Annotated in this window: 17 protein-coding genes; 8 read left to right on the forward strand and 9 right to left on the reverse strand. The window is 70.6% G+C overall.

Annotation, left to right across the window (positions count from 1 at the left end; translation table 11 throughout):
* Window positions 1–34: 34 nt before the first annotated feature.
* Window positions 35–493: an NUDIX hydrolase gene (locus ACH442_RS42545; protein WP_396343841.1), complete on the forward strand. Its 459-nt coding sequence runs from the start codon at window positions 35–37 to the stop codon at window positions 491–493.
* A 19-nt stretch (window positions 494–512) separates the two neighbouring features.
* On the opposite strand, the gene ACH442_RS42550 is transcribed toward ACH442_RS42545, so the two are convergent.
* Entirely contained in the window at window positions 513–1,481 is a 969-nt protein-coding gene (locus ACH442_RS42550) for an NAD(P)-dependent oxidoreductase (protein ID WP_396343842.1), read from the reverse strand.
* A gap of 175 nt (window positions 1,482–1,656) precedes the next feature.
* On the opposite strand from ACH442_RS42550, the gene ACH442_RS42555 reads away from it, so the two are divergent.
* The 5 genes from ACH442_RS42555 to ACH442_RS42575 all read left to right on the forward strand — a co-directional run bounded on the left by ACH442_RS42555 (window position 1,657) and on the right by ACH442_RS42575 (window position 6,861).
* The gene (locus ACH442_RS42555) at window positions 1,657–3,084 is read left to right on the forward strand and encodes an NAD-dependent succinate-semialdehyde dehydrogenase (RefSeq protein WP_396343843.1); all 1,428 of its coding nucleotides are present in this window, start codon (window positions 1,657–1,659) and stop codon (window positions 3,082–3,084) included.
* A 129-nt stretch (window positions 3,085–3,213) separates the two neighbouring features.
* Entirely contained in the window at window positions 3,214–3,597 is a 384-nt protein-coding gene (locus tag ACH442_RS42560) for a GntR family transcriptional regulator (protein ID WP_396343844.1), read from the forward strand.
* On the forward strand, window positions 3,594–4,472 hold the full coding sequence (locus tag ACH442_RS42565) for an ABC transporter ATP-binding protein (RefSeq protein WP_396343845.1): 879 nt from the start codon (window positions 3,594–3,596) through the stop codon (window positions 4,470–4,472). The genes ACH442_RS42560 and ACH442_RS42565 overlap by 4 nt, the downstream gene beginning before the upstream one ends.
* Window positions 4,469–5,476 (forward strand): hypothetical protein, encoded by a 1,008-nt coding sequence (locus ACH442_RS42570; RefSeq protein WP_396343846.1) that lies wholly within the window; start codon window positions 4,469–4,471, stop codon window positions 5,474–5,476. The genes ACH442_RS42565 and ACH442_RS42570 overlap by 4 nt, the downstream gene beginning before the upstream one ends.
* A 236-nt stretch (window positions 5,477–5,712) precedes the next feature.
* Complete coding sequence (locus ACH442_RS42575; RefSeq protein ID WP_396343847.1) at window positions 5,713–6,861, forward strand: sugar ABC transporter substrate-binding protein; 1,149 nt, start codon at window positions 5,713–5,715, stop codon at window positions 6,859–6,861.
* 63 nt (window positions 6,862–6,924) lie between these two features.
* Here the strand turns inward: ACH442_RS42575 and smpB are convergent, their stop codons facing one another.
* On the reverse strand, window positions 6,925–7,404 hold the full coding sequence (gene smpB, locus ACH442_RS42580; RefSeq protein WP_396343848.1) for an SsrA-binding protein SmpB: 480 nt from the start codon (window positions 7,402–7,404) through the stop codon (window positions 6,925–6,927).
* Between the two features lie 176 nt (window positions 7,405–7,580).
* Window positions 7,581–7,856 carry a hypothetical protein gene (locus ACH442_RS42585; RefSeq protein ID WP_396343849.1) on the reverse strand — a complete coding sequence of 92 codons (276 nt, stop codon included), beginning with the start codon at window positions 7,854–7,856 and terminating at the stop codon, window positions 7,581–7,583.
* Window positions 7,857–8,031: 175 nt separating this feature from the next.
* On the opposite strand from ACH442_RS42585, the gene ACH442_RS42590 reads away from it, so the two are divergent.
* Window positions 8,032–10,149 (forward strand): MMPL family transporter, encoded by a 2,118-nt coding sequence (locus ACH442_RS42590; RefSeq protein ID WP_396343850.1) that lies wholly within the window; start codon window positions 8,032–8,034, stop codon window positions 10,147–10,149.
* A gap of 47 nt (window positions 10,150–10,196) precedes the next feature.
* Here the strand turns inward: ACH442_RS42590 and ACH442_RS42595 are convergent, their stop codons facing one another.
* Entirely contained in the window at window positions 10,197–10,553 is a 357-nt protein-coding gene (locus tag ACH442_RS42595) for a hypothetical protein (RefSeq protein WP_396343851.1), read from the reverse strand.
* Window positions 10,554–10,773: 220 nt separating this feature from the next.
* Window positions 10,774–11,901 carry a cellulose binding domain-containing protein gene (locus tag ACH442_RS42600; RefSeq protein WP_396343852.1) on the reverse strand — a complete coding sequence of 376 codons (1,128 nt, stop codon included), beginning with the start codon at window positions 11,899–11,901 and terminating at the stop codon, window positions 10,774–10,776.
* Window positions 11,902–12,006: 105 nt separating this feature from the next.
* On the opposite strand from ACH442_RS42600, the gene ACH442_RS42605 reads away from it, so the two are divergent.
* The gene (locus tag ACH442_RS42605) at window positions 12,007–12,276 is read left to right on the forward strand and encodes a hypothetical protein (protein ID WP_396343853.1); all 270 of its coding nucleotides are present in this window, start codon (window positions 12,007–12,009) and stop codon (window positions 12,274–12,276) included.
* A 31-nt stretch (window positions 12,277–12,307) separates the two neighbouring features.
* Here the strand turns inward: ACH442_RS42605 and ACH442_RS42610 are convergent, their stop codons facing one another.
* From ACH442_RS42610 to ACH442_RS42625, 4 genes are read right to left on the reverse strand one after another with little or no spacing between them, the layout of a single operon-like run.
* Window positions 12,308–13,501, reverse strand: a complete 1,194-nt coding sequence (locus tag ACH442_RS42610; RefSeq protein WP_396343854.1) for a (Fe-S)-binding protein — start codon at window positions 13,499–13,501, stop codon at window positions 12,308–12,310.
* An 18-nt stretch (window positions 13,502–13,519) separates the two neighbouring features.
* On the reverse strand, window positions 13,520–13,684 hold the full coding sequence (locus ACH442_RS42615) for a hypothetical protein (protein WP_396343855.1): 165 nt from the start codon (window positions 13,682–13,684) through the stop codon (window positions 13,520–13,522).
* Window positions 13,684–14,832, reverse strand: a complete 1,149-nt coding sequence (locus ACH442_RS42620; RefSeq protein ID WP_396343856.1) for an FAD-binding oxidoreductase — start codon at window positions 14,830–14,832, stop codon at window positions 13,684–13,686. The genes ACH442_RS42615 and ACH442_RS42620 overlap by 1 nt, the downstream gene beginning before the upstream one ends.
* The gene (locus ACH442_RS42625) at window positions 14,832–16,292 is read right to left on the reverse strand and encodes an FAD-linked oxidase C-terminal domain-containing protein (protein WP_396343857.1); all 1,461 of its coding nucleotides are present in this window, start codon (window positions 16,290–16,292) and stop codon (window positions 14,832–14,834) included. Before ACH442_RS42625 ends, ACH442_RS42620 begins: the two co-directional genes overlap by 1 nt.
* Between the last annotated feature and the right edge of the window lie 18 nt (window positions 16,293–16,310).

The following is a 16,310-nucleotide window of genomic DNA, read 5'->3' on the forward strand; positions in this document are numbered from 1 at the left end:
CGCCCAGCTTAGGCTGTACCTAGACTGGGCGGTCATGGAGCCGGTCTTTCGCCCCGCCGTCCGGATCATCTGCGTCGACGCCGACGGGCGCGTCCTGCTGCTGAACTGGCGCGATCCGATCGACGGCCACCTGCTCTGGGAGCCTCCCGGCGGCGGCATCGACCCCGGCGAGACGCCGCTGCAGGCCGCGCGCCGCGAGCTGACCGAGGAGACCGGCCTCGATCCGGCCGCGATCGACCCCGACTGCGTCGAGGTCCACCGTGACACGCTGTGGAAGGGCCGCCGCATGGTCGGCGTCGAGCAGTTCTTCGCCGCGTCCTACCCGGTGGTCATGCCGGAGATCACGCGCGACGGCCTCCTGCCCTACGAGCAGGCCGACCTGCAGGGCCACGCCTGGATCCACCCGGCCGACTTCGCCGCGCTCCCGGATGATCTCGAGCCCCCGTCGCTCGGCGACATTCTCCGATCGAACCCCCGATTCGGTACGTCGTGAGCACGCCCGCCGGGCCGGCTCAGCGAGCTTCGAGCGCGCGGATCACCGCGGCCATGTCCTCGCCGCCGTGCCCGGCCGACGTGGTCTCCGCGTACAGCTCCAGACACGTGTCCAGCAGCGGCGACGGGATCCCGGCGGACTCGGCGGACTCCACGATCAGCTGGTTGTTGTAGAGCACGTCCCGGATCGCCGCCTGCACCCCGAAGTCCCGGTCGAGCAGCTTGCGCCCCTTGATCTTGGAAACCGGGCTGGCCATCGGCCCGGCGTCGAGTGCCGCCAGCAGCGTCCCGCGGTCCAGGCCGTGCCGCGCCGCGAAGTGGAACGCCTCGGCCAGCCCGGTCACCATGCTGATCAGGAACGTGTTCACGGACAGTTTCATCAGCAGCCCGTTCGGCACCGGCCCGCACCGGACCACCTCCCGGCACATCGGCCGGACCAGCGCCGCGATCCGTTCCACGTCCGCGTCCGCCCCGGCCAGCATCACGACCAGCTCCGCGTTCTCGGCCGGCACCCGCGACCCGGAGACCGGCGCCTCGACGTAGCTGCCGCCGGCGTCCCGGACCTGCTCGGCCAGCCCCCGCGACCAGACCGGCGCGGTCGTCCCCATGTGCACCAGCGTCCGCCCGGCGACCATCCCGGCGAACCCGGGACCGTCGCGCCCCAGCACCTCGTCCGCGACCTGGTCGTTGGCCAGCATCATCAGCACGACGTCCGCCTTGGCGAACACCTCGGCCACGTCCGCCGCCACCACGGCCCCCGCCGCGCGCAGTTCCTCGGCGGCGCCGGCCGACCGGTTCCAGACGACCAGCTCGGTCCCGGCACGGACCAGGTTGAGCGCCATCGGCCGCCCCATCACCCCGAGCCCCACAAATCCTACGGTCACGCAGGTCACGCTAGCCGCAGCCGGGTCTCCGCGCGGTAGCCAATCGGGGAAGCGTGGCGGCCGCCCGGGATCCGGAGAATGCTTAGGGCCTGTCCTGCCGATCACCCAGGGCTGCGGCGTGGCCCCGGCGGCGCCTGACGGCGTCCGTGGAAGGCCTCATCCCGGTGTTGTATGTGGCCTTTCCGCGGCCGGCGCCAGCCACCACCCGGGCCTCGCCTCGCACCCGGGTGATCGGCAGGACAGGCCCTTGGCGTAACCGGACCTTGTTGGAGGAGTGTCAGTGGAGACCGAACTTTTCATCGGCGGCAAGTGGGTGGCCGCGTCCTCGGGGAACCGGTTCGACGTGCTCGACCCGGCGACGGGGGACACCGTCGCCTCGGTGGCGGACGGTGGTGAGGCGGACGCGATCGCCGCGGTGGACGCTGCGGCCGCGGCCGGCCCCGGATGGGCCGCAACCCCCGCCCGGGTACGTGGTGAGGTGCTCCGCAAGGCGTTCGAGCTGATGACCGAGCGGGCGTCGGAACTGGCCCGGCTGATCAGCCTGGAGAACGGTAAAGCGCTGACGGACGCGAAGGGCGAGGTGACGTACGCGGCCGAGTTCTTCCGCTGGTTCGCCGAGGAGGCCGTGCGGATCGACGGCAACCTGACCTCTGCCCCGGGCGGCGCGAACCGGATCCTGGTCACGCGCCAGCCGGTCGGCGTGTGTGTCCTGGTCACGCCGTGGAACTTTCCGGCTGCCATGGCCACCCGCAAGATCGGTCCCGCGTTGGCGGCCGGCTGCACCGTGGTCCTCAAGCCGGCCAGTGACACCCCGCTGACCGCCCTGGCCATGGCCGCGATCCTGGCCGAGGCCGGCGTGCCCGAGGGTGTCGTCAACGTGCTGCCGTCGCGCAGTTCCGGCAAGGTGGTCTCGGCGATGCTGCGCGATTCCCGGGTCCGCAAGCTGTCGTTCACCGGTTCCACCGAGGTCGGCCGGATCCTGCTGGCCCAGGCCGCGGAGAACGTGGTGAACACGTCGATGGAGCTCGGCGGCAACGCCCCGTTCCTGGTCTTCGCGGACGCTGATCTGGATGCCGCGATCGAGGGCGCGATGCTGGCGAAGATGCGCAACGGCGGTGAGGCGTGCACCGCGGCGAACCGGTTCTTCGTCGAGGCGAGCATCGCCGGCGAGTTCTCCCGCCGGCTCGCCCAGCGCATGTCGGCCCTGGTCGTGGGCCCCGGCACGGAGGAGAAGACGCAGGTCGGCCCGCTGGTCAACGAGGACACCGTGGCGAAGGTCGACGCGCTGGTCAAGGGCGCGCTGGATGCGGGCGCGTCGGCGGTCACCGGCGGGAGCCGCCCGGACGGGCCGGGCTTCTACTACCCGCCCACCGTGCTCACCGGCGTCGCGGCGGATTCGGCGATCCTGCGCGAGGAGATCTTCGGCCCGGTCGCCCCGATCGTCACGTTCACCGGTGAGGACGAGGCGGTCCGGCTGGCCAACGACACCGAGTACGGTCTGGTCGCCTACCTCTACACCGGTGACCTGGCCCGTGGCCTGCGGGTCAGCGAGAAGATCGAGGCCGGCATGATCGGCCTGAACCGTGGCCTGGTCAGCGATCCGGCCGCCCCGTTCGGCGGGGTGAAGCAGAGCGGCATCGGCCGGGAGGGCGGCCACGAGGGCCTCCTGGAGTACCTGGAGTCCAAGTACATCGCCGTGAACTGGTAGTTCAGCGGCGCTCCGGTCAGGGGAACGAGTCGGCTCCGGCCGGCCGTTCCCCTTTTTTCGTCCCGGCTCTTTCCACGGTGGACCGTCACACCTAAAGTACTAGGAAACTAGTGGAATGGTGGTGGCGAGGTGATCGAGTTCCACCTGGACGCGCGGTCCGGGGTGGCGCCGTACATGCAGCTGATCCAGCAGGTGCGGCACGCCCTGCGGCTCGGCGTGCTGAAGGAGGGCGACAAGCTGCCCACCGTCAAGGAGGTCGTGGCGCTGGTCGCGATCAACCCGAACACGGTGTCGAAGGCGTACCGCGAGTTGGAGTACGAGGGGCTGGTCACCGCCCGCCCCGGCGTCGGCACGTTCGTCACGAAGACGCTCGGCTCGGTGAGCGCGCACGAGCCGCTGCGGCAGAACCTGAGTCGCTGGCTCGCCGAGGCCCGGGAAGCCGGGCTCGACGACGAGAGCATCGAGGCCCTCTTTCTCAGTACTTTTCGGAGTTTTTCGGAGGCGCGAGCATGACTAGCGCACTACGCACCGAGCGGCTGACCAAGCGGTACGGCCGCCGCACCGCCCTCGACCACTGCACCCTCGACGTCCCGGCCGGTCACGTGGTCGGCCTGGTCGGGCCGAACGGTGCCGGCAAGTCCACGCTGCTGCAGCTCGCGTGCGGGCTCCTCGATCCGACCGCGGGGCGGATCGAGGTGCTCGGCGAGCAGCCGATCAGCGGGTCGCCCCGGGTCGGGTTCGTCGCCCAGGACACCCCGGTCTACGCCGGTCTGACCGTGGCCGAGCACCTCAAGCTCGGCGCCCACCTGAACCCGGCCTGGGACGACGCGCTGGCCGAGCGCCGGATCGCCCAGGTCGGCCTGGACCCGGCGCAGAAGGCCGGCAAGCTCTCCGGCGGTCAGCGTGCCCAGCTGGCCCTGACCGTGGCCGCCGCCAAGCGCCCCGAGGTGCTGCTGCTCGACGAGCCGGTGGCCGCACTGGATCCACTGGCCCGGCGTACGTTCCTGCAGGGCCTGATGGAGCTGACCGCGGAGAGCGGGATGAGCGTGATCATGTCCTCGCACCTGGTCGCCGACCTGGAGCGGGTCTGTGACTACATGATCGTGCTGGTCGCCTCCCAGGTGCGGGTGGCCGGGGACGTCGAGGAACTGCTGGCCGGCCACCACCGGCTGGTCGGGCCGCGCCGCCCGGTCGACGACGCGTCCGGCTGGGACGTGATCGAGCAGAGCCACACGGATGTCCAGTCGACGCTGGTGGTGCGCAGCACCGCGCCGATCGACGACCCGTCCTGGCAGGTGAACGGGTTGGATCTGGAGGACATCGTGCTGGCGTACATGGCCGGGGCGCCCGGGTCCGGCCACGAGCGGGTGCTGGAGGGACAGCGATGATCTGGCTGACGTGGCGGCAGCTGCGGGTCCAGGCGATTGCCGGCGCGGCCGTGATCGCCCTCGCCCTCGCCGCTGTCCTGATCTCCTGGGGCCAGGTGAGCGAGCTGGCGTCGAGCAGTGGGTACGCCGGTTGCACCGCGGCGACGTGCGGCAGCGCCGCGGCGACGTTCGTGGCCCAGGTCCACGAGCAGGCGTTCTACCTGGTGTACGTGGGTGCGGGCGCCGCCCTGCTGCTGGTCCCGGCACTGGTCGGCGCGTTCTGGGGTGCGCCGATGGTGGCCCGGGAGCTGGAGTCCGGGACGTACCGGATGGTGTTCAGCCAGTCGGTCAGCCGCCATCGGTGGCTGCTGGTCAAGCTGGTCCTCGTCGCCGGTGCGGTGGCGGTCGGGGCCGGTCTGCTCAGCCTGCTGCTGACGCGGTGGGCGCACCTGATCGACGCGGCCAACGGTGACCGGGTCACGCCGCTGGTCTTCCCTGTGCGGGGTCTCGTCCCGGTGGGGTACGCCGTGGCCGGGTTCGTCATCGGGGTGACTCTCGGCCTGGTGCTGCGCCGGACCCTGGCCGCGATGGCGGTGACGTTGCTGGTGGTCGTCGGGCTCCAGGTCGCCGCGCCCCTGCTCTTCCGTCCGTGGCTGGCCGGTCCGGTCGGCACGGTGTCCGCGTTGAACGTGGCGGACCTGGACGGGATCGGTATGAACAGCACCGGGAAGATGCATCTGGAGGCCGAGCCGACGTTCGAGGGCGCCTGGATCCTGAGCAACAAGGTGATCGGCTCGGACGGCAAGCCGTTCGAAGGGCCCGCGGACCTCACCAAGTGTGGGCCGAAGGGAAGCTTCGAGGACTGCCAGCAATGGCTGAAGGGTCAGAACCTCCAGGTCCGGATGTCCTATGTTCCGGCCTCCAAATTCTGGACCGTGCAGTGGCGCGAGTTCGGAGTCCTGGTGGCGCTTGCTGCCGCACTGACCGTTTTCGCCCTGTGGTGGATCCGGAGAAAACTGGTCTGACCAGGCGTTGTCGGGCGGTTCACGTAAGCGGGCCGCCCGCTCCGCAATCGGTTCCAGAAACAGTCGTTTGTCGATACGTTCCGTGATGGCTTGCCCGTGACGCGCGGCTAAGTGAATAATCTTGCACTCAGGTCTACACCCGATGTTGCGGCCGAGGCGCAGTAGCCGATACTTGGCGGGCTTCCCGGCACCCCCCATGCAGGTCGGGATCCACCCCTGAGAGGACTTCTTCTGCCATGCGCAAGGCACTGATCGGACTGGTCGCTGCCGGGCTGATGACGTCGGTCACGCTCACGGCGTGTGACGGCGGCTCGGACGGCGGTGACAAAAGCGGCAGCAACGACACCTTCAGCTCGACGGCCAGCTCCTCGGGCGAGGGCCGTAACGGCGTCGGCGTGGTCATGCCGGACACCGAGAGCTCGACCCGGTGGAGCAAGGACGACCCGACGTACCTGAAAGCCGCCTTCAAGCGGGCGAACGTGCCGGTCGAGATCCAGAACGCCCAGGGCGACGCGGAGCAGTTCAAAGGCATCGCGAAGGCGATGCTCGACAGCGGCGTCAAGGTGCTGATCATCGCGAACCTGGACTCGGTCAGCGGCAAATGGGTGATCGACCTCGCGAAGTCCCGCAAGGTGCCGGTGATCGACTACGACCGGCTGACGCTGAACGGTGGCGCCGACTACTACGTCAGCTTCGACAACGAGAGGGTCGGCCAGCTCCAGGCTGAAGGCCTGATCAACTGTCTCACCGCGAGGAACGTGAAGAAGCCGGTGATCGCCGAGCTCAACGGCTCGCCCACGGACAACAACGCCACCCTGTTCAAGACCGGCTACGACAAGGTGCTGCAGGACAAGTTCGACAGCAACGACTACGTGAAGGGCCCCGACCAGTTCGTCCCCGCGTGGGACAACAAGGAGGGCGGGAAGATTTTCGCCCAGATGCTCCAGCAGTACCCGAACATCGCGGGTGTGCTCTCCGCCAACGACGGTCTCGGCAACGCCGCGATCGAGGTGCTGAAGGCGGCCAAGCCGCCGCTGAACGGCAAGGTCCCGGTCACCGGGCAGGACGCCACCGTCCAGGGGCTGCAGAACATTCTCGCCGGCGACCAGTGCATGACCGTCTTCAAGAACACCAAGACCGAGGCGGACGCGGCCGCGGACCTGGCAATCCAGCTGGTCAAGGGACAGAAGCCGCCGGCGGCCCAGCTGTCGCGCGTGAAGGACCCGGAGTCGGGCGCCTACGTCCCGTTCAAGTCGCTGGACCCGATCCCGGTCACCGCGGCCAACATGTACGACGCGGTCGTGAAGACCGGCGCCGTCAAGGCCTCGGACATCTGCACCGACAAGTTCGTGACGCTCTGCAAGGACAACAAGCTCTCGCAGTGACCCGGAACAGAAAAGCCAGGGCCGGTTCCGCCGGCCCTGGCTTTTTTCGTGCTCCGGTACGGACTATCGACGCCCCTTGAGTCGCCGGCCCATCTCCTTGGCGATCTCCTTCTTGGCGTCCCGCTCGGCCAGCACCTGCCGCTTGTCCCAGGACTTGAGGCCGCGGGCGATCCCCAGCTCGACCTTGACCCAGCCGTCCTTGAAGTACATCGAGAGCGGCACCAGGGTCAGCCCGGTGCCGTCCCGCAACGTGTTCAGGATCTTGACGATCTCGACCTTGTGCAGCAGCAGTTTCCGGGTGCGGCGCGGAGCGTGGTTGGTCCAGCTGCCGAACCCGTACTCCGCGATGTGCAGCCCGTACAGCATGATCTCGCCCTCGTGCTCCTGGGCGAACGCGTCGACCAGCGAGGCGCGGCCCAGGCGCAACGACTTCACCTCGGTGCCGGCCAGCACCAGGCCCGCCTCGTACGTCCGCAGAATCGCGTAGTCGTGCCGCGCCTTCTTGTTCGAGGCGATCAGCTTGGTCCCGGTCTCCTTGCCCACCGGACAAGGTTAACCAGGCCCGGTCTCGTGGGTCGCGCGGGAGCGAGGCGAGGTCCAGTGGTGGCTGACGGCGTCCGGGAAAGGCCGCATACCGGTGTTGTACATGACCTTTCCCCGGCCGGCGTCACGCGGGGCTGGGCCACGCCGCAGCCCCGCGTGATCCACGGGACCGGGCCCTACACGCTGTCGACCGGGATCGGGCGGCGCATCGAATACGTCACGCTGCTCAGCCGGTGCGGCTCGTCCTTCACGTGGATCACCGCGCGGTCGTAGGCCTGCCAGCCCGCCGCCCCGGCCCGATTCAGATGGCGCAAATCGTCGAAGCGCTCGTCGGTGCCCCACCGCAGCACTCCGCCCGGGTGATGGAACGTCGCCGTCCAGTCCATGAACCGGTCCGTGCCCAGCGTGCCCGCCGCGCGGTACTCCAACCGCGCATACTCCCAATTGGTCACCCGGACGATTATGCCCCTTGACGGACGTACGCCGCCGTCCGTACCGGACACCGGGGCACGTAAGCCACCGGGCGTACGCCATCCCTGAAGAATCCCTGATCCGACCCCTCACGGGGTTCATTTCGATCTCCCTCCATGTCTAGGCTCCGCCTGTTCACGCATTGGGGGGAAAGCGATGACGACGGGTAGTTTTGCCCGGCTGGTCTGTGGCCGGGTCTCGAAATGGATCGTGCTTGCACTGTGGATCGTCGTGCTGGTGTTCGCCGGTTCGATGGCCGGCAAGCTCGGCGGCGTCGAGAAGAACGACAACGCCTCCTGGCTGCCCGGCGACGCCGAGGCCACCCAGGTCGCCGACCTGCAGAAACAGTTCCAGCCGGACGACATCGTGCCGGCCATCCTGGTCTACGAACGCGTCGGCGGGATCACCCCCGCCGACCAGCAGAAAGCCGCCGCGGACGCGAAGGCGATCGCCTCGGTGCCCGGCGTCACCGGCGACGTCGTCGGCCCGGTGCCGTCCGAGGACAAGGAGGCGCTCCAGGTCATCGCGCCGATCAAGGTCGACGCCGACGGATGGGACAAGATCGCCGGCACCGTCGACCAGATCAAGAGCATTTCCGGTACGGGCGAGAACGGCCTCGGCATCTACCTGACCGGCCCAGCCGGGGTCGCGGCCGACTCGGCCAGTGCGTTCGAGGGCATCGACGGCACACTCCTCTACACCACTTTGATCGTGGTGGCGATCATCCTGCTGGTCACCTATCGCAGCCCCGTCCTCTGGCTGCTCCCGATCATCACGGCCGGCGCCGCCCTGACCACCGCGCAAGCCGTCATCTACCTGCTCGCCAAACACGCCGGCCTGGTCGTCAACGCACAGAGCGCGGGCATCCTGACCGTGCTCGTCTTCGGCGCCGGCACCGACTACGCGCTGCTGCTGGTCGCCCGTTACCGCGAGGAGCTGCGCCGGCACGCCGACCGGCACGAGGCGATGATGTTCGCCCTGCACCGGGCCGGCCCGGCGATCATCGCCAGCGCCGCCACCGTCGCCGTCGGCATGTCCTGCCTGATGCTCGCCGAGGTCAACTCCACCGCCGGGCTCGGCCCGGTCGCCGCACTCGGCATCGTGGTCGGCCTGCTCGCGATGATGAGCCTGCTCCCGGCCCTGCTGGTGATCTGCGGCCGCTGGCTGTTCTGGCCGGTCCGCCCGCGCTACGGCACGGCCGAGCCGACCGCGACCGGCCTCTACGCCCGGATGGGCGACCGGATCGCCCGCCGCCCGCGCACCGTCTGGGTCACCACCACCGTCGTGCTCGGCGCGATGGCCCTCGGCCTGCTCCAGCTCAACGCCAACGGGCTCAGCCAGCAGGACTCCTTCACCAGCACCCAGCCGTCCGTCACCGGCCTGCAGGTGCTCGGCAAGCACTACCCGGCCGGGCAGGGCGACCCGGTGATCGTGATCGCCAACGCGCCGCAGAAGGACGCCGTCCGCACCGCGTTCGCCGGGGTTCCGGGCATCGCCACGGTCAGCGACCCGGTCGAGAAGGACGGCCTGGTCCAGTTCCGGGGGACCCTGCGGGCCGCGCCGGACAGCCAGGAGGCCGAGGACACGGTGCTCGCGGTCCGCGCGGCGGTCCACCCGATCCCCGGTGCGGACGCCAAAGTCGGCGGCACCACCGCCATGACCTACGACATCAACGAGGCCAACAAGCACGACAACCGGCTGATCATCCCGCTCGTGCTGCTGGTCGTGCTGGTCATCCTCGCCGTGCTGCTGCGCTCCCTGGTCGCGCCGCTCCTGCTGATCGCGACCGTGGTGCTGTCGTTCGCGGCCGCACTCGGAGTCAGCGCCCTGGTCTTCCGGCACGTGTTCGGCTTCGGCGGGGAGGACACCGCGTTCCCGCTGTTCGTCTTCGTGTTCCTGGTCGCGCTCGGCATCGACTACAACATCTTCCTGATGACCCGGGTCCGCGAGGAAGCCCGCCAGCACGGCACCCGCCGCGGCGCCCTGATCGGCCTGGCCGCCACCGGCGGTGTGATCACCTCGGCCGGCATCGTCCTGGCCGGCACGTTCGCGGCCCTCGGCAGCCTGCCACTGGTCGCGTTCGCCGAGATCGGCTTCGCGGTGGCGTTCGGCGTGCTGCTGGACACGCTGATCGTGCGGTCGGTGCTGGTCACCGCGCTGAACCTGGACATCGGCCGGTGGATGTGGTGGCCCGGCAAGCTGACCCGTCAGGACCCGGCAGTCGACGCCCCGATCTCACCGGCGCCCGTCGTGCTCACCCACCAGCCCGACTGACCGTTCCCGGGCCCGGCCCAGGGACAACCCGGGCCGGGCGAGCCGGGTCAGCCGGACCAGCCCGGCGCGGAGGCCACGATCCAGGCGAGCAGGAACCCACCGATGCTGATCACATACCCGAGCCGGATGCCCTTGCCCCGCACCCCCGGTTTACGCCCGCACGACACCAGCGCGACCAGGACCCCGGCCGCCCCGGCGTAGAACGGGACGACCGGAATCAGGTTCTGCCCGGTCACGGTGCACACGAAGTGGGTGTCCTGATCGCCGCAGGGATCGCTCGCGAACACGAGCACCAGCATGCCGAAGGCACTGGTCAGGAACGAGATGATGATCAGCACGACCACCGCGGCCACGGCGGCGGCGCGGCCACTTCCCGGCGGCGGATCGGCAGCGGGCGGCGTCATGCCCGTCGACCGTACGCGACTCGCCGAGCCCGTGCCGCCCCGGATACGAGCCGTCGTCACAGTCTGAACGCGCGGGCGCCGCTGACCGTCCACGCCGACCGCCCGCATTGACCCCCGCGCTGAGCGGCCCCGCGCTGAGCGCCCCCGCGCTGATTGCCCCGCGCCCGGGGGTGCGCGTGCCGGGTGTCCGGCCCGGTGGGGGACCGGGCCGGACCTCGGGTCACGGGATGACGCCGGCGAGCGGCGGGTACCACCGGTTGGCGATCTTGACGTTGCCGGCGTCGTTGGGGTGGACGCCGTCGTAGGTGTCGGTGGCAGTGTCGAACCCGGTCCACTGGTCGACCACGGTGATCGGCGACGCGGCCGTGGTCAGGCCCGCGGCCCAGGCCGGGATCGCGGCGTTCAGAGCGACCACACGCTGGGCGCACTCGGTGCAGGTGGGCGGGTTCATCGGGATGATCTGCGCGACCAGAATTCGCATGCCCGGGTTGCTGGCCCGCATCTGCCCGACGAGCGTGGTGTAGGCGGCCAGGATTGTCGAGACCGGCAGGTTGCTCCAGACGTCGTTGGTGCCGAAGTGCATCAGCACCACGTCCGGGCCGGTCGCGGCGAGCCAGCCGGTCAGCAGGTTCTGGTTCGCCACGTTGGTGACCAGGTATCCGCCGTGCCCCTCGTTCTCGCCGTCGTAGTCGAAGCCGCAGCCCTGACCCGGCAGTGTCCCGACGAAGTCGACCTTGTCGGCGGGCAGTTTCTGCCAGAGCAGGGCGCGCCAGCAGCCGGGCGAACCGGTGATCGAGTCACCGAGCGCCATGATCTTCGTCTTCTGCCCGGCGGGAGTGCTGGGCGATGGCGACGAGCCGGACGGCGACGGCGACGGGCTCGACGGGGAGGGCGACGGGCTGGACGACGACGGTGAGGGGGCGGGCGAGGACGGGTTGGTGGTGCCGCCGTTGCAGATGACGCCGTTCAGCGCGAACCCGCTCGGCACCGGGTTCGACCCGGTCCACGAACCGTTGAAGCCGAACGAGGCGGTGCCCCCGGTGGCGAGGGAACCGTTCCACGCGGCGTTGCGGACGGTGACCGACGAACCGGACTGGGTGACCGCCCCGTTCCAGAGCTGTGTGATCGTCTGCCCGCCTGTGAACGTGAACGCCAGCGACCACGAGGCGAGCGGATCACCGAGGTTCGTGACGTCGACCGTGGCGCCGAACCCGCCGGGCCACTGACTGGCGACGGTGTACTTCACCGAACAGCCGGCCGCCGCGTTCGCCCTGGTGGCGGTGGCGAACAGGAAGCCGGCGAGGACTGCACAGACACTGGCGAGGACAGCCGGCGTGCGTCGATGCATGGGGATTGCCTCCTTGGACGGTTCCGGGAGCGCTCCCATCAACGTACGTCAATGCCGGACGATTGAGAATCGCCTGCGGCGCTGTTCACGGGCCAGGATCAGGGCATGACGATCGTGGGACTCGTGCGTGCCGGCTTCATGGGGTCCGGCCTCGGCCAGGCCCTCCGTGCGGGTGGCGCCCGCGTGGTGACCTCGGTGACCGGCCGCTCCCACCGCACCGGGCGCCTCGCCGCCGGCGCCGGCCTCAACGCCGTCGCGCCGGAGCAAGCCCGCGCCGGAGCAAGCCCGCGCCGGAGCAAGCCCGCGCCGGAGCAAGCCCGCGCCGGAGCAAGCCCGCGCCGGAGCAAGCCCGCGCCGCACCAAGCCCTCGGCTGAAGCAAGCCTCCGCTCTGCCCCGAGGGCAGAGTCAACCGCGCCGATCTGTGAGCGCCGCAACCCCCAGCCCACGAATCGAAGCGTCCAGAACCTGAGCGGTATGCGCCAGCGCGATCGCCCCACCCCGCCGCCGCACCGCCGACGCCACCTGCATCAGACACCCCGGATTCGCGGTCACCAGCACCGAAGCCCCGGTCTCCAGAACCGCAGCCGCCTTTCGATCACCCAGCTCAGCGGCCGGTTCCGGGTTCAGCACGTTCCACACCCCGGCCGATCCGCAGCAGATCTCCGCCTCCGCGATCTCCCGCACCTCCAGCCCGGGAATCCCGCGCAGCAGAGCTCGCGGCTGCGTCCGAACCCCTTGCGCATGCCCGAGATGGCAGGCGTCGTGATAGGCCACCGTCACCGGCAGCGGATGCCGTTCCGCCACCGGCCCCAGCTCCACCAGCAGTTCCGCCAGGTCACGAACTCTCGCCGCGAACGCCGCGGCCCGCCTCGCATAGGCCGGATCGTCGGCGAGCAGCTCCCCGTACTCCTTCAGCGAGGACCCGCACCCCGCCGCGTTGACCACGAAATAGTCCATCCCGGAGCGCTCGAACGTGTCGATCAGCCGCCGCGCGAACCTTTCCGCCTCGGCGCGCCGCCCGTTGTGCACGCTCAGCGCCCCGCAACACCCCTGACCGGAAGGGATCACCACGTCGCACCCTTCGGCGGCGAGGACGCGTACCGTCGCGGAATTGACGTCCGGGAAGAACGCGGACTGCACGCACCCGGTCAGCATCCCGACCACCGCACGCCGGGGGCCGTGCGCGGTGACCCGCGGGGGCGGCCGGGGCACGCCGCGCAGTTGCGGGGCCAGCGCATCCAGCGTGGCCAGGGTCGGAGCGAGCCGTTCCAGCAGACCGCTCCGGCTGACGAGTTTCTGCAGACCCGTTTTCTGGTACGCCCACAACGGCCCCCGCAACAACCGGAGTCGCCGCGGGTAGGGGAAGACCGCGAAGATCGCCCCCCGCAGCATCCGGTCCCGTGCGCTGCGCGGATGCCGCCGCTCGACCTGTGCGCGAGTGTCCTCGATCAGCCGGTCGTAGCGGACCCCGGACGGGCACGCGGTCACGCACGCCATGCAGCCCAGGCACCGGTCGACGTGGCTGACCATGGAGTCACTGAGCGGTTCGCCCTCGAGCCCTTGCGCGATCAGGTGGATCCGTCCCCGGGGGGAGTCCATCTCCTCGCCCCACAACACCTACGTCGGGCAGGTCGTCAGACAGAATCCGCAGTGCACGCAATCCGAGACGAGGTCGGCCCGTGGCCGGTGATGATCGTCGAACGCCCCGGTTCCGCTCTCGGCCGCCCGCAGCGCATCGGGCGGAGCCGGCCCGGTGCCCCGGGTCGCGTCGATGTCAGCCATCAAATGCCTCCCACAAAGCGGCCCGGCGCGAATCGGTGACCCGGATCGAACTGGTCCTTGACCCGGCGCATCAGCGCCAGCCCGTGCACCGGCCCCCACATGTCCAGCGTCTCCCGCACCCCGGCCGGCGCGGTCAGCACCACCGCGTGCCCGCCGGCCCGCACCGCCGCGGCCCGCAGCAGTTCGACCGCCCGCCCCGAGTCGGTGGCCAGCCCCGCGTAGAGAACCCCGGTCCCGGCCGAGCCGCGAACCGTGGCGCCCGCACCCACCGCCGTCGCCACCAGCGCCGGGACCTGCGACAACGTCCCGGTGAGTTTGATACCGACCCCGTCGTCGGGCCAGGGCGGCACGTTCCACCATTCCGGCGGCTCCGGCGTGATCTCACCGCCGAGCAGTGCGGCCACGACCGCCGCCCGATCCCGCACCCCGGCCGGGGTGCCCTCCAGCAGGACCGCGAGTTCCGGCTCGGCGCCGGGGGCCGCGTTGACCTCCAGGGCACTGGCCGCGAACTGTCCGGCCAGGATCTTCGCCGCGTGCAGGGGCGGGGCCACCGCCCGTACGTAGGAAGAAGCGGCCGGGACCGGATGCAACCGGAAGACGCACTCGGTGATCAGCCCGAGGGTGCCGAAGGCGCCGGTGTAAAGCTTGCCCAGGTCGTAGCCGGCAACGTTCTTGACCACCTTGCCGCCGGCTTTGGTGATCGTCCCGTCGGGGCGGACCACGGTGATGCCGATCAGCAGGTCACGGGCGGTGCCGTAGCGCAGCCGCCGCGGACCGGAGGCGTTCGCCGCGACCGTGCCGCCGGCGGTCGCCGCGGGCGGCGCGTCGAGGGCGAGCTGCTGCCCGGGCAGGTCGTGCAGCTCGGTCATCGGTGTCCCGGCGCGGACGACCGTGATCAGGTCACCGGCGGCGTGCTCGACGACCCCGGCCAGCCGTCGCGTGTCGATGATCAGGTCGAGTTCGCGGGGCGGCGGCCCCCACTCCAGCTTGGTCGCGCCGCCGCGGACCACGACGGCCAGGCCTTGGGCGGCCTTGACCAGCGCGGCCGCCTCCGCGGTGTCCCGGGGTGCCGCCACCAGCCGGGCCGGCACCCCGCCGACGGTGTCGCCGTCGCCGGCCGGGGAGGTCAGCTCGTCGAGTGCGCCCATCAGAAGATCTCCGCCACGCCGGTCTCCTGCAGCGGATGGGTGCCCTGGTGGCGGCCCGGCCGCTCGCCGCACAGCCGGGGTGTCGGGAACACCTTGCCGGGGTTCGCGATGCCGCCCGGGTCGAACGCGCACCGCACCAGCTGCATCGTGTCCAGGTCGTCGTCGCTGAACATGCGCGGCATGTATTTCGCCTTGTCGACGCCGACCCCGTGCTCGCCGGTGATCGACCCGCCGTGCTCGATGCACAGGTCGAGGATCGCCGCGGACACCGTTTCGGCCCGTGCCGCCTGGCCGGGCACCGCGTCGTCGAAGAGCACCAGCGGATGCAGGTTGCCGTCGCCGGCGTGGAACACGTTCGCCACCCGGACGCCGTGCTCGGCCGCGACCTCGCCGATCCGGCGCAGCACCGTGGGCAGCGCGGTGCGGGGGATCACCCCGTCCTGCACGATGTAGTCCGGGCTGATCCGGCCGACCGCGGCGAATGCCGACTTGCGCCCGCGCCAGATCAGCGCCCGCTCGGCGTCGTCGGCGGCAATCCGTGTCTCGAACGCGCCGTGCTCCGCGCAGAGCGCGCTGACCTGGTCGAACTGCGCTTCGACCTCGGCCGCCGGGCCGTCCAGCTCGACGATCAGCACGGCCCCCGCGCCGGCCGGATAACCGCAGCTCACCGCGGCCTCGGCGGCCTCGATGGCCAGCACGTCCATCATCTCGACGGCAGCCGGGACCACCCCGGCCGCGATGATCGCCGAGGTGGCGGCGCCGGCCTGGTCGGTCGAGGCGAAACCGGCCAGGAGAGTACGGACGGCTTCCGGCAACCGCGTGAGTCGCACGGTGACCTCGGTGGCGACGCCGAGCGTCCCCTCCGAGCCGACGAACGCGCCGAGCAGGTCGTAGCCCGGCGCGTCGGGCGCGGGACCGCCGAGCCGGACCAGCTCACCGTCGGGCGTGACGACTTGCAGCCCGGTCACGTGGTTGGTGGTGAATCCGTACTTCAAGCAGTGGGCGCCGCCCGAGTTCTCCGCGACGTTGCCGCCGATCGAGCAGATCTGCTGGCTGGACGGGTCGGGCGCGTAGTAGTGACCGTGCGGCGTGGCCGCCTTCGTCACCTGCAGGTTGATCACGCCGGGTTGGACGACGGCGCGCTCGTCCTCCGGCCGGACCTCCAGGATCTCGCGCAGCTGGGAGGTGACGATCAGGACGCCGTCGGCGTGGGGGAGCGCCCCACCGGACAGGCCGGTGCCGGAGCCGCGCGCGACGAACGGGGTGCCGCTCTCCGCGCACGCCCGGACCACGGCGGCGACCTGCTCGGCGGTCCGCGGTAGAGCGACCAGAGCGGGGACGACCTTGTAGTGCGCGAGACCGTCGCATTCATATGTCCGCAGCTCCTGCCGGTCGGTCAGGACCTGTCGCACCCCCAGGTCGGCCCGCAGCCGAGCCGCCAGTGCATCGATGTCGCTCATCGCCGGCCTCCTCGTCGA

The organism is Actinoplanes sp. NPDC020271 (genome assembly GCF_044388125.1).
Lineage (GTDB): Bacteria > Actinomycetota > Actinomycetes > Mycobacteriales > Micromonosporaceae > Actinoplanes.